Here is a 15245-nt window from a genome sequence, read left to right as displayed (position 1 = left end):
AGTCTAGGCACTCGACCAACCCTGCAGGAGCACTGACATGAGCAAGCTACACGGCAAAGTGGTGGGTGAGGTGAGCTACCGCGAAGGCGACGGCATGGACATGAAGATCCCGCAAGGCAATTGCGAGATCGAGGAAACCAAGCTGGACGTGACCCTGGGCTGGCAGGACGGCGATGCACGCGGCTCAGCCGCCATCCCGCTGCCCGACTTCCAGCGCTATGTGGACAGCGGCGCCCTGGTGGTCGAAGCCTACACAGAGGAAGAGCAGGAAGCGCACGCCTGAGCGCAAGCGGCCGCTTTCAGTTCCGGCGTGCTGCCAACTGGCGACCATCGGCCGTCAGCAGCAGCAACTCGCCTTTGGGCGAGAAGTCGAAGCGGTTGACGGCCTTCAGTACCGCCAGCAGCCGGTCTTCCTGCGCCATCACCAATGGCGCGCAGGCCATCATCGTCACCGCCGGCGGGTTCAGCAGCAGGCTTTCGCTGCCCAGGCGCCAGGCGCCGGTGAAGTGGTTGCACGAGGCCAGGCCGGTGAAGCGGCCCTCGGGCGTGAAACGCAACGTGGCCCGGCTGCGGTCGATCAGCGGCTGGCCCTGCACGCTCACCACCAGCCATTCCGGTCCCAGCAACAGGCTGGCCGCCTCGCCGCCGCAACCGCGCCAGCGCGCATCGCCCCAGCGCACGCTCACGCCATCGGGCCTCGGCATGCCACTCATGCTGTCGCGGCACAGCCCGGGCGTGGCGGTGAGTTCCAGCGGCTTGCCATTGACCTCGGCCTGCCAGCGGCGCGCCGTGCCGGCCCATTCGGGCGGCGGCTGCACCCAGCTCAACGGCGGCTGCAAAGGCAGGCGCATCACGCCTTGCTCACCGAGATCGATGCGCCATTCCGGCTCGTGCCCGGTCGCCTGGTAGGGCTGCACCGGTGCCGGCGGCGGAGGCGCCGGCGCAGCGCTGCCCCGGTCGCCGCCCAGCCAGCCCCCCACCAGCGGCACATGCGTACAACCGACAAGGGACAGCAGCAGCGCCGAAGGCACTGCGCGCGCAAGCAAGCGGACGGCTACCGCGGCAGCGAGGGGGTCAAAACTTCTCATGCCATGCAGCGTGTGCCCGGAGAAGCCTGGGGCCGGGCAGCCGCTGGGCCGGATGATGCACGATCAATGCCAGACCAAAATCGTCACAAGCCCGGATTCGCAGGCAAATCAGGCATTCGCCGGCCCCGAAAACCCGCAGCAAGCGCCAGCTCAGCGCCTTCCACGGACCCTGTCGGCCGACCCCCGCCAAAAGCCGGAAAGGAAAACTGCCGAGGCCAGGTTGCAGAATCACGCAATGCAAACAATGGACGCGAATCATTCATTGAGGCCGCTTCGCGCTGCACTGATCGCCTGCGGCCTGATCTTCATCTTCGGGGTGTACCCGCTGACGGTGCTGTGGCCTGCAGGCTGGGTGTGGCACCACGGCCGCTCCGAGTACATCGAGATGATCATCGCCTTGTACGCCACGCTCGGCGTCTTCCTGCTGATGGCCTCCCGCAATCCCGGCCAGCATCTCAGCCTGATCGCCTTCACCATCTGGTCCAGCATCGTTCATGCAGCCGTCATGGCCGTGCAGGCCATGGCCAATCCGGCCCACGCCGGCCACCTGATCGGCGACGTGCCCGCCCTGTTCATCGTCGCGCTGGTGCTGGGCTGGCTCTGCCCTGCCGCATTCAAGCTGCCATTTGCCCGCAGCGCGCCATGAATCGACTCCCGGAGTGAGCCATGTGCCGAAACATCAAGACGCTGTTTCGCGTCAAGCCCCCCGAGGGGGATGAGAAAACTCGACGGGCTCGACGGCAGACCGCCCGTGCGGTCAGACTCCCAGGCGCTGCTGGAGCACTTCGAGCAGCCAGCGCGCGGCGGGCCCCAGTGCGCGGTCCCGCCGGTGTGCGGCGTGGATGACGAGTCCTTCAGGCGGCGTGGGATCGTCCTGCAGCTGCAGCGCTTTCAGCTGGCCCGCGGCAATCAGGCTGGCGACCAGGTGTTCAGGCATGCGGCACCAGCCAAAGCCGGCGAGCAGGAAATCGAGCCGACGGGCCAGGTCGACGAAGCGCCACAGTCTGGCGCTGGACAGCCCGTAGTTGGCGCCGGCTGGTGCCACCGGATCCGACAGCACCAGTTGCACATGGGACTCCAGGTCACTGGCGGTTGCAGGCCGGTCGAGCAGCGCGAGCGGATGCCCAGGCGCAACCACCGGCAGCATGCGGATCCGCATCAGCGGATGGGCGACGATGTCTTCGGGCACCGCAGGCAGCAGCAGGCAGATGGCCAAAGCGGCGCTGCCGCTGCGCAGGCGCCGAAGCGCGCCGCCCAGCCCTTCGGTCGAGAAGCTCACCGGCAGATCCGGGAAGGTGGCGTTGAGCGCGCGCAGGCTCTCGATCAGCGGCGCGGTGGGCACCAGCGGATCGATTGCCAATGCAAGCTCCGGCTCCAGGCCGCCCCGCGCGCCAGCGGCGACCGCCTCGAAGCGTGCAGCGCTGGCCAGCACCAGGCGCGCCTGATCGACCAGCACGCGGCCGGTCTCGGTCAGTTGCGGCCGGCGACCTTGGCGGTCGAACACGGCAATGCCTTGCAGCGCCTCCAGCGTGGCCACGGCCTGGCTGATGGCGGACTGGGCCCGGAGCAGGTGCCGGCCCGCGGCCGAGAAGCTGCCCAGGTCGGCAATGGTCACCAGCACGCGCAATTGGTCCAGGGTCAGGCTGCCGATCACGATCTATCTCCAATCCTGATGGAACAGATCGGATTTTTATCACTTCCGCCGAAGTCCTGCGAGGGCTTCAATTCGCCCTGTGCCGCCATCCGGCGGTTGCGAACCTGCACAGGAGAATTCTTGATGTCCCGACTTCTTGTCGTGGAGACCAGCCCGCGCGGCGAATCTTCCATCTCGCGCCAGATGACCCGCCACTTCGTCGCCGAATGGCAGGCTGCGCACCACGATGGCGAGGTCGTTCGCCGCGACCTCGCCGAGACCGCCCTGGCCTTTGTCACCGGCCCCTGGCTGCAGGCCTACTTCACACCTGAAGCACAGCAGACGTCGGAGGTGAAGGACCTGCTGCGGCTGTCCGATGCGCTGGTGGCGGAACTGCTGGCCGCGGACCACCTGGTCATCGCCAGCCCCGTCTACAACTACAACGTGCCGGCCGCGCTCAAGGCCTGGATCGATCACATCGTGCGCAAGGGCCTGACGCTCGGGTTTGACGGCCAGGGCTTGCTCAAGGGGAAACGGGCGACGCTGCTGCTGGCTTCGGGCGGCAGCTACGAGGCGGGGTCACCGATCCAGGACCGGGACATCGCCACGCAGTACCTGCGCTTGATCCTGAAGGTCATTGGCATCACCGAGGTGACGGTCGTGGCCGGTGGCGGGGCCAAGGCCGTGGACTTGCGCGAGCTGACGATGGACCAGTTCCAGGCCAAGCTGCAGCCGGCGATCCGGCAGGCTGCGTTGGCCTGAGGCAGACCCCGCCTGCACTCAGCGCCAGCTTGCCGTCTCCGTCGGGTTGCTGATGTCTTCGGACGGCACGCTGCTTCCTCTGGTGCTGCCTCAACTGCGTGAGGCACAGCCTGCCAAGCCAGTTTGGCGGTATTTGGTTGCTGCCATTGCGCAGTCGCTGTACGGGCCGCGCCGGGCTGGTTACCATGCGCCCCATGACGACCACCGTCTGCCAGTTGATCATCGGTGACCACCTCGCCCGCAGCGTGCGCGGCGTGCCGTGCGCGCCGCCGAGCGCCCACGCGCCGGCCTGAAGCGCGCTGAGCGCCGCTCCGGCGCCCTCACCCGCTTCCCTTCTCCTTCCTTTTCCCTTTCGCATGGCTGCAGGCCTGCACCGGTCCGTCACCGGGCAGGCCGCTTGCCGCTTGATCAACGACATCTTTTCCAGGAGCCAAACCATGGCTGATCTGTTTGACAACCCCATGGGCCTGATGGGCTTCGAATTCGTCGAATTCGCCTCGCCCACTCCCGGCCAGCTGGAGCCGCTGTTCGAAGCCATGGGCTTCTCGCTGGTGGCGCGCCACCGCTCCAAGCAGGTGCTGCTGTACCGCCAGGGCGAGATCAATTTCATCATCAACAACGAGCCCAAGAGCCACGCCGCGTACTTCGCGGCCGAGCATGGCCCATCGGCTTGCGGAATGGCATTCCGCGTCAGGGACTCGCACAAGGCCTATGCCCGCGCGCTTGAACTGGGCGCCCAGCCGGTCGAGATCCCCACTGGCCCGATGGAGCTGCGGCTGCCGGCCATCAAGGGCATTGGCGGTGCGCCGCTGTACCTGATCGACCGCTTCGAGGACGGCAAGTCCATCTACGACATCGACTTCGAATACGTCGAAGGCGTGGCCCGACATCCGGTCGGCCATGGCCTGAAGCTGATCGACCATTTGACGCACAACGTCTACCGCGGCCGCATGGCCTTCTGGGCCAGCTTCTACGAGCGCCTGTTCAACTTCCGCGAGATCCGCTACTTCGACATCCAGGGCGAATACACCGGCCTGACCTCCAAGGCCATGACTGCGCCGGACGGCAAGATCCGCATTCCGCTGAACGAGGAATCCAAGAAGGGCTCCGGCCAGATCGAGGAATTCCTGATGCAGTTCAACGGCGAAGGCATCCAGCACGTGGCGCTGCTGAGCGATGACCTGCTGGCCACCATCGACCAGCTGCAACTCGCCGGCGTGCCGCTGATGACAGCGCCGAACGAGGCCTATTACGAGATGCTCAGCGAGCGCCTGCCCGGCCACGGCGAAGACGCCAAGGCACTGCAGACGCGCGGCATCCTGCTGGACGGCTCGACCGACAACGGACGCCCTCGCCTGCTGCTGCAGATCTTCTCGGCCACGATGCTGGGCCCGGTCTTCTTCGAATTCATCCAGCGCAAGGGCGACGATGGCTTTGGCGAAGGCAATTTCAAGGCCCTGTTCCAGTCCATCGAGCGCGACCAGGTCAAGCGCGGCGTGCTGCAGGTGGAAACGCCAAGCGCGGCCTGAGCGCTGAGCGGCTCGTCAGCCGCCAGGGCTTTCGTCCGTCCCGGGCAGCGCGCGGTCTGCCAGGCCAGCCGGGGTGGACGCCGGATGGCCCCCTTCGGCCATGGCCTCTTCCACCAGCTTCAGCAGCTGCCAACCCGCTTTTTCCACATGCGCCAGGTACAGGCGCTGGGTGGGCAGGTCATCCGCGCCCAGGCGCGTGGCCAGCAGCTGGGAAAAACCGAGCACGGCGTTCAGGGGCGTGCGAAATTCGTGGCTCACCCGCAGCCAGAACTGCCGCTGCGCATCGCTGACGCCATCGCCATCGACAGGCCCATGCGCCGGCTGGCGAGCTTCCTGTGCCTGGCGCCGCTTGCCGAGGTCCGTCAGCGTGCCCACGGCACGCAGCGCGGCGCCATGCCCGTCTCTGGCCACCACCTGGCCTCGCGAGAGCACCCGTCGATAAGCGCCGTCAGCCGCACGCAGCCGGAACTCATGCTCGTAACTCGGCTCCTGCCCGTCGATGTGGGTGGACAGCGCCTGCACCATCGCGCCAAGGTCGTCCGGGTGCACGCGTGAGCGCCAAGTCTCGACGGGGTCCGCACTGTCCTCTGCCGGATAGCCCAGCCAGCCCTTCCACTGGGGGGAATAGAGCACCTGCTGTGCCGGGACATCCAGGTCCCAGACGGCGAAGCCCGCAACTTGCTCAACCAGGCCCCAGCGGTGTAGATCGGCAGGTTTTGGCATCGGCATGGGCGGTCGGTCGGCAGTTCGGCAGTGGGACAGGTTCGTGTGCGCTGGCAGTTGCCGCCGGCCCAGACAGTATCGGTTCGTGGGGGCAAAAGTTGAATCGCAGCCAGTGTGCGTAACCGCCAAGTAACCGTCAGCCAGCGGGGGCTTGCTGCACTGCAACACAATGCGACACCTGTCGCTGCCGCGCCGGGCCCCTGCCCCGCCTCCTCGCCTGCCCACCCCAACTCGATGAATCCCGCTGCGCCGACCCTCACCGATGTCCCGACCATCCGCCAGGCAGGGGCGTTCTGGCCCGCGATCATCGCGCTGGGCGTCGGCGGTTTTGCGATCGGCACCGGCGAATTCGTCATCATGGGCCTGCTGCCCGAAGTGGCGGCCGACATGCAGGTCAGCATTCCCGAGGCCGGCCATGTGATCAGCGCCTATGCGCTGGGCGTGGTGCTCGGCGCGCCGCTGCTGGCGGTGCTGGCCGCCGGCTGGCCGCGGCGCACGCTGCTGGTCGCGATGATGGCCTTGTTCGCCGTGGGCAACTTCGCCAGCGCGCTGGCGCCGGGCTACCTGTCGCTGAACCTGCTGCGCTTCGTGGCCGGACTGCCGCACGGCACCTATTTCGGTGTGGCCGCGCTGGTGGCGGCTGCGCTGGCGCCGCCCAACCGCCGCGCCAGCGCCGTCGGCCTGGTGATGCTGGGCCTGACCAGCGCGACGCTGGTCGGCGTGCCGCTCGCTGCCTGGCTGGGCCAGCACTGGGGCTGGCGCGCGGCCTTTGTGCTGGTGGGCGCGATCGCCGCGTTGGCCTGCGTGCTGGTGCAGCGCGGCGTGCCCAACATCCCGGCCGCCCACGGCGCCAGCCCGCTGCGCGAACTGAGCGCCCTGGCCCAGCCGCAGGTCTGGTTGACGCTGGGCATTGCCGCGATCGGCTTTGGTGGCATGTTCGCGGTCTTCAGCTACATCAAGCCCACGCTGATGGAAGTCTCGGGCTTCTCGATCGACGCAGTGCCGCTGGTGCTGACGCTGTTCGGCCTGGGCATGGTCGCCGGCAACCTGGTCGGCTCGCGCCTGGCCGACCACGCGCTGATGCCCACCATCGGCTGGCTGCTGGTGTGGGACGCCGCGGTGATGGCCGCCTTCGTGCCGATGGCCCATCACCCGGTCACCGCGGCGCTGGCAGTGTTCCTGGTCGGCAGCATCGTCGCCATCGGCCCGGCGCTGCAGATCCGGCTGATGGACGTGGCCGGCCATGCGCAAACGCTGGCCGCCGCACTGAACCACTCGGCCTTCAACACCGCCAACGCGCTGGGCGCGCTGCTCGGCGGCGCCGCCATTGCCGCCGGCATGGGCTGGACCTCCACCGGCTGGGTCGGCGTGCTGCTGGCGCTGGGCGGCATGGGCGTGTTCGCCGCCGCCGTGTGGCAGGAACGCCGGGCCCGTTCGCGGGCCTGAGCGCCGGCCCCAGGCTCGGCGCTTCTTCAGCGCAGCTGGCGACGGCGCTGCCGGCTGCGCAGCAGTAGGTACGCGAGCCCCGCGACCGCCACCACGGCGGCCGCCTTGCGCGCCGCGCCAGCCGGGTTGTGCTTCAGTTCGGCGCGGCCGCCCATCTCGGCATAGACCCTGGGCACATGGCCATGCGCCAGGTCGCTGCAGACGCCTTCGACCATGTTGACCCGGTCGGCAAACAGCAGCACCAGCCAGTGCCGCAGGTCGCTTTCGCTGAACTTGAAGGCCACGCGCCGCAGCATGCCGCTGAGGCCCTTGGGCGGCTGGCCGGTGCCGAAGACCGGCGTCAGGCCCGGCCGCTCAGTCGAATGCAGCACTTCGACCGATGGCCGCTGCTGCACCGGGCGGCCGCTGGGCAGCGGGTCCAGCCGCGGCGGCTGGCGCTCCATCGGGTACGCAGGGCGGTCGGCCTTGGCCAGGTCGGCGCCCCAGCCAGGGATGTGGGCAAAGGCCTCGCGGCGCACCGGCTGGCGTGGCGGCACGCCATCCGGGGCATGAGGCGCCACGGCTGCCGCGCCATGCGGCTCGGCATGGGAGTGGTCGTGACCGTGGGGTTCGGCGTGCGGATACGGCTCGGCTCGACGGACGGACATGGCAGTCTCCTGGCAGTCGGGTGGCAGACGGCGGCGCTCAATGGGCCGCGCCGGGCGGAATCAGCACCGGCTTGATGCAGCCATCGAGCTTGCTGGAGAACAGGTGGTAGGCATCGGCCACCTCTTCCAGCGGCACGCGGTAGGTGATGACCTCGCGCGGCACCAGCCGGCCCGCGAGGATGTGCTCGATCAGCCGCGGCAGGTGCCGCTTCACGCTGGCCTGGTTCATGCGCAGCGTCAGCCCCTTGTTGACCGCATTGCCGATCGGCACCGCATTGAAGGTCGGGCCGTACACGCCGACGATGGACACCCTGCCGCCCTTGCGCACCGAGTTGATGGCCCAGTGCAGCACCGTGGCCGCCCCGCCCTGCAGCTTCAGCTTCACGCCGGTCAGCCGCTGCAACGCGCTGCCCGCGGCCTCGCAGCCGACGCAGTCGATGCACACGTCCGGCCCCAGCCAGTCGGTCATCTTCTTCAGGTGCAGGGCCATGTCGGCCACCTCCTTGAAGTTGACCACTTCGCACTGCGCGTACTGCTGCACGAAGGCCAGCCGGTACTCGACATGGTCGACCACGATCACCCGGCCCGCGCCCATCAGCCAGGCCGACTTGGCAGCGAAGATGCCCACCGGCCCGGCGCCGAAGATCACCACCGTGTCGCCTTCCTCGATGTCGCCCATCTCGGCGGCCTGGTAGCCGGTGGGCAGCGCATCGGTCAGCAGCACCGCGTCGTCATGGTGCAGCTGGTCCGGAATCTTGGTCGGGCCGATGTCCGCCAGCGGCACGCGCACGTACTCGGCCTGGCCGCCGTCATAGCCGCCGGTGGTGTGCGAGTAGCCATAGATGCCGCCCACCGCGGTGGCCTCGGGATTGGTGCTGTGGCAATTGCTGTACAGCTCGCGCTGGCAGAAGTAGCAGGCACCGCAGAAGACGTTGAACGGCACCAGCACCATGTCGCCCTTCTTCAACTGCTGCACCGCCGGGCCGACCTCGACCACGCGGCCGATGAACTCGTGGCCGAAGGTGGTGCCCACGCGGGTGTCGGGCACCAGCCCATGGTAGAGGTGCAGATCCGAGCCGCAGATACAGGCGCGGGTGACCTGCACGATCGCGTCACCCGGGTGTTCGATCACCGGATCCGCCTTCTGCCGCGCGCGGATCCGGTACGGGCCTCGATAGTCCATGGCAAGCATGTCGGTTCCTTTCAGGCGCCGCGGGCGAAGTCCGCGAGGCCGGGCGCGGCCTCGTCGCTGTCAGTGGGATGCGGCTTGCGCATGCGGCCGGTGTTCAGCCCCATGTCAGGCAGCCGCTCGGCCGCGTTGGGCGAGCCGTTGCCGGCGGTGAAGCCAGCGGCGGCGCCGTCGCCGGGCCGGGAGCCGCTGGTGGTGAGGGCGGTGGTGGAGCCACGGTTCGCCGCCTTGCGCAGCGTGTGCACGGCGATGCCGGTGGCGGTCAGCGCCAGGAGCCAGGTGTTGAATCGCATGAAGATGTTCCGGTGGTGAGATTGGCAGCCAGCGTTGCTGGGATGGCGCAGCCGAGCAATCGACGGTCCTGGCGCCGCCGCATTGGTGCGCTGGCGCCAGGGCCGGGACCGTCGATTGCTGCAACGCAGCACAGCCACACCGACCACTGCGCCAGCCGCCCCATGCCACGCCGCCCCGTTGCCGCCCCTTCCCGCTCGCCGATCAAGACCGTGGTGCTGTTCCAGGGCGGCGGCCCGCTGGGCGCCTTTGGCTGTGGCGCCTGGCAGGCGCTCGCGCCGTGGCTGGCCGCCAGTGGCCACGAGCTGATCGCGGTGGCCGGCGCTTCCATCGGGGCGCTGAACGCCTGCACGGTGGCCACCGCGTTCCACAGCGCAGACCACGGCCGCAGCCAGTTGCAGCAACTTTGGGAGGAACGCATCGCGATGCCGTCTTTCCCCTTCCTCGGACTGCCGCTGGGTGATTCGCTGACCGCGCAACAACTGCGCGCCACCAATGGGCTGCTGACCGGCCTGCTGTGGGGCAACCGCGGCTTGTTCCATCCCGAGTTCGCAAACTGGAATGTGCTGGGCGCGCTGCGCCGCCGCGAGCGCCCGCTGTACCGGCCGCTGGCGCTGCAGCAGCTGTTCGAGACCCTGGTCGGCAGCGAGGGCTACCGCAGCCGGCCTGGCGAGGGCCCGATGCTGGCGGTCGCCGCGACCGACGTGGCCAGCGGCCGGCTGCGCCTGTTCTGCAGCGATGACGAAGCGGTCCAGGTGCCGGCGCTGACGGCGAGCGCGGCGATGCCGCTGATGTTCCCGTCGGTCGAGATGGACGGCCGGTTGTACTGGGACGGCGAAGTCAGCCGCGAGCCGGCGCTGCAGCTGCTGTGGGAGCGGCTGTGCGCCAATGGCCGGGTGCAGGCGGACGAGCCGGTGCAGCTGGTGACGATCGAGCAGTTCGCGCCCGCGCCGGCGGAACTGCCGCTGAGCTCGATCGCGATGCTGGACCGCACCCTGCACCTGCTGATGTTCGACAAGCTGGCGCCGCAGCCGCTGCTGGCTTCGCGCTTCCAGCCCTGGCTGCGCATCATGCGGCCTTCGCTGCCCGAGGACGGGATTGGCGGCCAGTTCGACTATTCGCCCGAGCGCGTGGCCAGGCTGATGGCGCAAGGCGTGCAGCAGGCGCGGCAGGCGCTGGCCGGCCAGGTGCAGGACCCGCGGCAACCAACCGCCGGCGAGGCGCTGCCGGCCTGAGCGCGCACACCAGCGGCCTGCTCTGAATCCCCAGCGGGCGCGGGCTCAGGCGTGCGCCTGGCCACGGCCGGCGCGGCGCCTGGCCTTGTCGTCGTACATGGCCCGGTCGGCGTCCTGGATCAGCTGGTCCAGGTCATCGTCCACGCCGAAAAACAGCCGAACGCCGACGCTCGCGCCGACGCAGGGGGCCATGCCCATGCTCAGCAGCCACGGCTGCGCCAGGGCCTGGGCGATCTTCTCGCGCACGCCGTCAGCGGCCTCGCTGGCCGCGGCCACTTCCTGGCCCAGGTTCTCGCAGATCACGACGAACTCGTCGCCGCCCAGCCGGGCCACGGTGTCGCTCTCGCGCACGGCGCTGCGCAGCCGGCGCGCCACCTCCACCAGCAAGCGGTCGCCCGCGTCGTGGCCGTGGCGGTCGTTGAGCTCCTTGAACTGGTCCAGGTCGATGAACAGCACCGCGCCGTGGCTGTTCAACCGGCGGCTGGTCTGCTGGGCATGGCGCAGGCGGTCGAGCAGCAGGCGGCGGTTGGGCAGCCGGGTCAGCGGGTCGTGGAAGGCCAGGCTGCGCACCTCTTCTTCCATCGCCTTGTGGTGGCTGATGTCGCGCCCGATCATCGACGCACCGACCAGTTCGCCAGCCTGGTCGACCAGCGGCGAAATGGTCACCGACACCGGCACCCGCCGGCCGCTCTTGTGCAGCCGCTCGGTCTCGAAATGCGAGACCGGCTCGCCGCTGCGCAGGCGCTCGATGATGGCCGCCTCCTCGTCGCGCCGCTCGGGCGGGAACAGGCGCTGCAGCGGCTGGCCCAGCATCTCGGCCGGGCTGTAGCCGAAGATCTGCTCGGCGCCGCGGTTCCAGCTGGTGACCTTGCCGTCCAGTGTCTTGGAGATGATGGCGTCGTGCGAGGACTCGACGATGGCCTCGAAGCGGCGCTGCGCAGCGTCCAGCTGCCGGCGCGAGGCGCGGCGCAGCTGCAGCACCGCAAAGCCGGCCACCGCCAGCGTGGTCGCTGCCAGCAGCACGATGCTGGTGTCGATGCGGTTCCAGCCGCTGGGGAAATCCGCCTCCGGCAGGCCGACCACCAGGTACAGCGGATGGCCGCGCAGCTTGCGGTAGGCATTGATGCGCGAGACCCCGTCCAGCGCGGTGGCGGCCACGTATTCGCCCGCCTCCGGCCGCACCGCGATGGCCTCGCGTAGCGCAGGCGAAACCTCGCTGCGACCGATGCCGCTGCGCCCGCTGTCCGGCCAGGGTTGGCGGTAGACCAGCGCCAGCCCGGCGGTGCGCAGCGTGGCCGCGCCATGCGCGCCCAGGTCCACGTCTCGGAACACCGGACCGAACAGGTCGACCGGCAAGTCCGCCGTGACCATGCCGAGGAACTCGCCCTGCCGGCCGCGCAGCGCGCGGCTCAGCAGCATCACCCACGGACCGGTTTCGTCATGCCGCAGCGGGCCGGCGATCAACAAACCAGATTCGCCGCCATCACGGGCACGCACGAAATCTTCGCGCTGCGACAGGCGCGGGCCAAGCGCGCCCTGGCCGTAGCGCCGCTGGCCCATCGCGTCGACCACGGCCATGCCGGCAATGCCTGGTGCCGCGGACCGGTAGGCCTGCAGCTCGCGCTCCGCGTCGAACGGGCTGCTGGCGTCGTCCAGCAGGTGGTCCACCGCATGGTAGGCAGCCACCTGCAGCACCAGGTCGAACTGGGTGAAGACGTCGGCCACGCGGCCTTCGAGCAGACGGGCCAGGTTCTGCGTGGCGGCTGCGGCCCGCTCGCGCTGGCGCACCCGTTCCTGCCAGATGGACACCCCTGCCAGCGCCATCAGCAACACGGCCACCAGCGCCGCCACGATGGCGTAGGGCAGCCAGTCGGACAGTCGCCGGGATGGGGGTCTTGGAACGGGCATGCGGCCTCACCTGCTGCGCCACGGCCGTCCTGTGCGCGGGTGGCATTTGGGCCACCCGTGCGGCACGCGCGCCTGGGTGGGGCTCGCGGCTTGTGATGTCGGCCGACGTGAATCGGCGAAGTGTTACACGGAGACAGGCGGCGAACCAAGCCGCCGCCAGGCCGCCCCATCCCGGCTGTTGATTCATCCAGTATGCTCGCAGCCGCGATGCAGACCCTGACCCGCCCCGATGTGCCGCCGCCCGCTGGCACCGACCCGCTGGCTGCGCTGAACGATGCCCAGCGAGAAGCCGCCGCCCACCAGGGCGGCCCGCTGCTGGTGATTGCCGGCGCCGGTTCGGGCAAGACGCTGACGCTGGCCGCGCGCGTGGCTCACCTGGTGCTGAACGGCGCCGACCCGCAGCGCCTGCTGCTGCTCACCTTCTCGCGCCGCGCCGCGCTGGAACTGCAGCGCCGCTGCGCCGCGTTGCTGCACCAGGCGCTGGGCCTGAAGCCCAGCCAGGCCGCGCCAGTGTTGCCCTGGGCCGGCACCTTCCACAGCGTGGGCGCCCGGCTGCTGCGCGAGCAGGCCGTGGCCATCGGCCTGTCCGAGCAGTTCACCGTGCTGGACCGCGGCGACGCCGAGGATCTGATGGCGCTGGCACGCCAGCAGCGCGGCCTGGCCGCCACCGCCAAGCGCTTCCCGATGAAAGGCACCTGCCTGTCCATCTACTCGCGCTGCGTGAACAGCCAGAGCGCCGTGGGCCCGGTGGTGCAGCAGGTCTTCCCGTGGTGCCTGGACTGGGTCGGCGAACTGCAAGCCCTGTTCGCCGACTACGAAGCCGCCAAGCAAGACCAGCAGGTGCTGGACTACGACGACCTGCTGCTGTGGTGGCACACGATGATGCAGGAGCCGGCGATTGCCGGCCCGCTTTCCGAGCGCTTCCAGCAGGTGCTGGTCGACGAATACCAGGACACCAACCGGCTGCAGGCCGGCATCCTGCGCGCACTGAAGCCGGGCGGCGAAGGCGTCACCGTGGTGGGTGACGACGCGCAGGCCATCTACGCTTTCCGCGCCGCCGAAGTGCGCAACATCCTGGACTTCCCCGGCCAGTATTCGCCGCCGGCGCGGGTCGTCACGCTGGAGCGCAACTACCGCTCCACGCAGCCGCTGCTGGACGCGGCCAACGCGGTGATCGCACTCGCGCCAGAACGTTTTGCCAAGACGCTGTGGACCGACCGCGCCTCGGCCGAGAAGCCGCGCCTGGTCACCGTGGAAGACGAGCCGACGCAGGCGCGCTGGGTCTGCGAGCAGGTGCTGGCGCGGCGCGAACAAGGGCTCACGCTGAAGCGCCAGGCGGTGCTGTTCCGCACCTCGCACCACAGCGCCGCGCTGGAGCTGGAGCTCGCGCGCCGGCGCATCCCGTTCGTCAAGTACGGCGGCCTGAAATTCCTCGAAGCCGCGCATGTCAAAGACGTGCTGGCCGTGCTGCGCTGGGCCGAGAACCCGCGCAACCGGCTGGCCGGTCTGCGCGTGGCGCTGCTGGTGCCGGGCATCGGCCCGGCGCATGCACGCCGGCTGCTGGACACGCTGGCCGCCGCCGCGGACCCCGGCGCCGCAATGGCCACCTGGCAACCGCCCGCTGCTGCCGCGGTCGAATGGCAGGCCCTGGCCACGCTGTGGCTCGCGCTGCGCCGCGGCGAGCCGGGCTGGCCCAGCGAGCTGCAGGCGATTGCCGACTGGTACGCCCCGCAGCTCGAGCGCCTGCACGAACACGCCGCCGCACGCCAGACCGACATCGACCAGCTGGTGCAACTGGCCCGCGGCCAGCGCAGCCGCGAGCGTTTCCTCACCGAGCTGGCGCTGGACCCGCCCGAGGCCAGCAGCGACAACGCAGGCGACCCGTCGCTGGACGAGGACTACCTGATCCTCTCCACCATTCACGCCGCCAAGGGCCAGGAATGGCAAGCGGTGACGCTGCTGAACGTGGTCGATGGCTGCGTGCCGGGCGACCTCGGCGTGGGCACCACGGCCGAGCTGGAGGAAGAGCGCCGGCTGCTCTACGTCGCCATGACCCGCGCCCGCCAGCACCTGGACCTGATGGTGCCGCAGCGCTTCTACGTCACCCAGCAGCACCGCCACGGCGACCGCCACATGTACGGCGCCCGCAGCCGCTTCCTGCCGCCCGAACTGCTGCCGCTGTTCACGCCGGCCACACCGCGCGCCGACGGCAGCGAACCCACGCGCCCGACCACGCAGGTCATGGACCTGCGCGAGAAGCTGCGCAGCCGCTGGGGCTGAAGCTCACGGCCTCGGCAGGCCGGCGTCCCGCCCGCCTTCGTGAACCACAAAGGCACAGCCTTCGCTGGTCCGCTTGAACGTGATGCGTTGAGTGAGGCCGGTCTCAAGCAGGACCTGGATTTCCCACGGACCGGTTTGCTGGATTCTCTCCACCCACCAGGTGTCCCGCTCCTTCCGGCCGAGCTCGAAATACTGGGCAGACGGCCGGCCGGGTTGGTAGGCCTCGAACGGCTCTTCGAAGAAATAGACGATGAGGCCATTGCCGCCGACGGCACACCATCTTTCGGCACCATCGATGATGGCCGTGTGGGGGTCGCCGTAGAAATCACCGATTTCGGTGGGCCTTGCACCTTCGCGCGTCAGCCACACCGTCTCGTATTCATGCGAAAGACGGTAGCGGGCCGAGTGCGCGAGTTGTCGGACGGGGTCACGCATGACGGGTCGATGAGTGTGATGTTGAAAAATGGGCTCGGTTGCCATGCTCGCTGCGTGGCGCCCTTCTACCCTCCATACG

Annotated in this window: 15 protein-coding genes; 7 read left to right on the top strand and 8 right to left on the bottom strand. The window is 69.3% G+C overall.

Going from position 1 to position 15245, the window contains the following annotated elements:
* Positions 1-37: 37 nt before the first annotated feature.
* Entirely contained in the window at positions 38-283 is a 246-nt protein-coding gene (locus ACAH41_RS25245; RefSeq protein ID WP_325650888.1) for a hypothetical protein, read from the top strand.
* Between the two features lie 16 nt (positions 284-299).
* On the opposite strand, the gene ACAH41_RS25240 is transcribed toward ACAH41_RS25245, so the two are convergent.
* On the bottom strand, positions 300-1088 hold the full coding sequence (locus ACAH41_RS25240; protein ID WP_325650890.1) for an META domain-containing protein: 789 nt from the start codon (positions 1086-1088) through the stop codon (positions 300-302).
* A gap of 52 nt (positions 1089-1140) precedes the next feature.
* Here ACAH41_RS25240 and ACAH41_RS25235 point away from each other — a divergent pair, with 52 nt between their 5' ends.
* Positions 1141-1734, top strand: coding sequence for a DUF6632 domain-containing protein (locus ACAH41_RS25235; protein ID WP_325650891.1), 594 nt, complete (start codon positions 1141-1143; stop codon positions 1732-1734).
* Positions 1735-1845: 111 nt separating this feature from the next.
* Here ACAH41_RS25235 and ACAH41_RS25230 read toward each other — a convergent pair whose 3' ends face one another.
* Entirely contained in the window at positions 1846-2742 is an 897-nt protein-coding gene (locus ACAH41_RS25230; protein WP_325650893.1) for a LysR family transcriptional regulator, read from the bottom strand.
* A gap of 123 nt (positions 2743-2865) precedes the next feature.
* On the opposite strand from ACAH41_RS25230, the gene ACAH41_RS25225 reads away from it, so the two are divergent.
* Both ACAH41_RS25225 and hppD read left to right on the top strand, forming a co-directional pair.
* A complete protein-coding gene (locus ACAH41_RS25225) occupies positions 2866-3483 on the top strand; it encodes an NAD(P)H-dependent oxidoreductase (RefSeq protein ID WP_325650895.1) in 618 nt (205 codons plus the stop codon).
* A 437-nt stretch (positions 3484-3920) separates the two neighbouring features.
* Complete coding sequence (hppD, locus tag ACAH41_RS25220) at positions 3921-5012, top strand: 4-hydroxyphenylpyruvate dioxygenase (protein WP_325650896.1); 1092 nt, start codon at positions 3921-3923, stop codon at positions 5010-5012.
* 15 nt (positions 5013-5027) lie between these two features.
* Here the strand turns inward: hppD and ACAH41_RS25215 are convergent, their stop codons facing one another.
* Positions 5028-5735, bottom strand: coding sequence for a PAS domain-containing protein (locus ACAH41_RS25215; RefSeq protein ID WP_370538590.1), 708 nt, complete (start codon positions 5733-5735; stop codon positions 5028-5030).
* 234 nt (positions 5736-5969) lie between these two features.
* Here ACAH41_RS25215 and ACAH41_RS25210 point away from each other — a divergent pair, with 234 nt between their 5' ends.
* On the top strand, positions 5970-7181 hold the full coding sequence (locus ACAH41_RS25210) for an MFS transporter (protein WP_325650899.1): 1212 nt from the start codon (positions 5970-5972) through the stop codon (positions 7179-7181).
* A gap of 26 nt (positions 7182-7207) precedes the next feature.
* Here the strand turns inward: ACAH41_RS25210 and ACAH41_RS25205 are convergent, their stop codons facing one another.
* The 3 genes from ACAH41_RS25205 to ACAH41_RS25195 are packed head-to-tail and all read right to left on the bottom strand — an operon-like array spanning position 7208 to position 9310.
* Positions 7208-7828, bottom strand: a complete 621-nt coding sequence (locus tag ACAH41_RS25205; protein ID WP_325650903.1) for a hypothetical protein — start codon at positions 7826-7828, stop codon at positions 7208-7210.
* 37 nt (positions 7829-7865) lie between these two features.
* Entirely contained in the window at positions 7866-9020 is a 1155-nt protein-coding gene (locus ACAH41_RS25200) for a zinc-dependent alcohol dehydrogenase (RefSeq protein WP_325650904.1), read from the bottom strand.
* Positions 9021-9031: 11 nt separating this feature from the next.
* Complete coding sequence (locus ACAH41_RS25195) at positions 9032-9310, bottom strand: hypothetical protein (protein WP_325650906.1); 279 nt, start codon at positions 9308-9310, stop codon at positions 9032-9034.
* Between the two features lie 162 nt (positions 9311-9472).
* On the opposite strand from ACAH41_RS25195, the gene ACAH41_RS25190 reads away from it, so the two are divergent.
* Entirely contained in the window at positions 9473-10543 is a 1071-nt protein-coding gene (locus tag ACAH41_RS25190; RefSeq protein WP_325650908.1) for a patatin-like phospholipase family protein, read from the top strand.
* Positions 10544-10588: 45 nt separating this feature from the next.
* Here the strand turns inward: ACAH41_RS25190 and ACAH41_RS25185 are convergent, their stop codons facing one another.
* A complete protein-coding gene (locus tag ACAH41_RS25185) occupies positions 10589-12451 on the bottom strand; it encodes a diguanylate cyclase domain-containing protein (RefSeq protein ID WP_325650909.1) in 1863 nt (620 codons plus the stop codon).
* A 207-nt stretch (positions 12452-12658) separates the two neighbouring features.
* On the opposite strand from ACAH41_RS25185, the gene ACAH41_RS25180 reads away from it, so the two are divergent.
* A complete protein-coding gene (locus ACAH41_RS25180) occupies positions 12659-14731 on the top strand; it encodes an ATP-dependent helicase (protein ID WP_325650911.1) in 2073 nt (690 codons plus the stop codon).
* Between the two features lie 3 nt (positions 14732-14734).
* On the opposite strand, the gene ACAH41_RS25175 is transcribed toward ACAH41_RS25180, so the two are convergent.
* Entirely contained in the window at positions 14735-15166 is a 432-nt protein-coding gene (locus ACAH41_RS25175) for a hypothetical protein (protein ID WP_325650913.1), read from the bottom strand.
* Between the last annotated feature and the right edge of the window lie 79 nt (positions 15167-15245).

It is taken from the genome of Ideonella sp. (assembly GCF_041287625.1).
Lineage (GTDB): Bacteria > Pseudomonadota > Gammaproteobacteria > Burkholderiales > Burkholderiaceae_C > Ideonella.
This window is presented reverse-complemented; position numbering and strand designations above follow the sequence as displayed.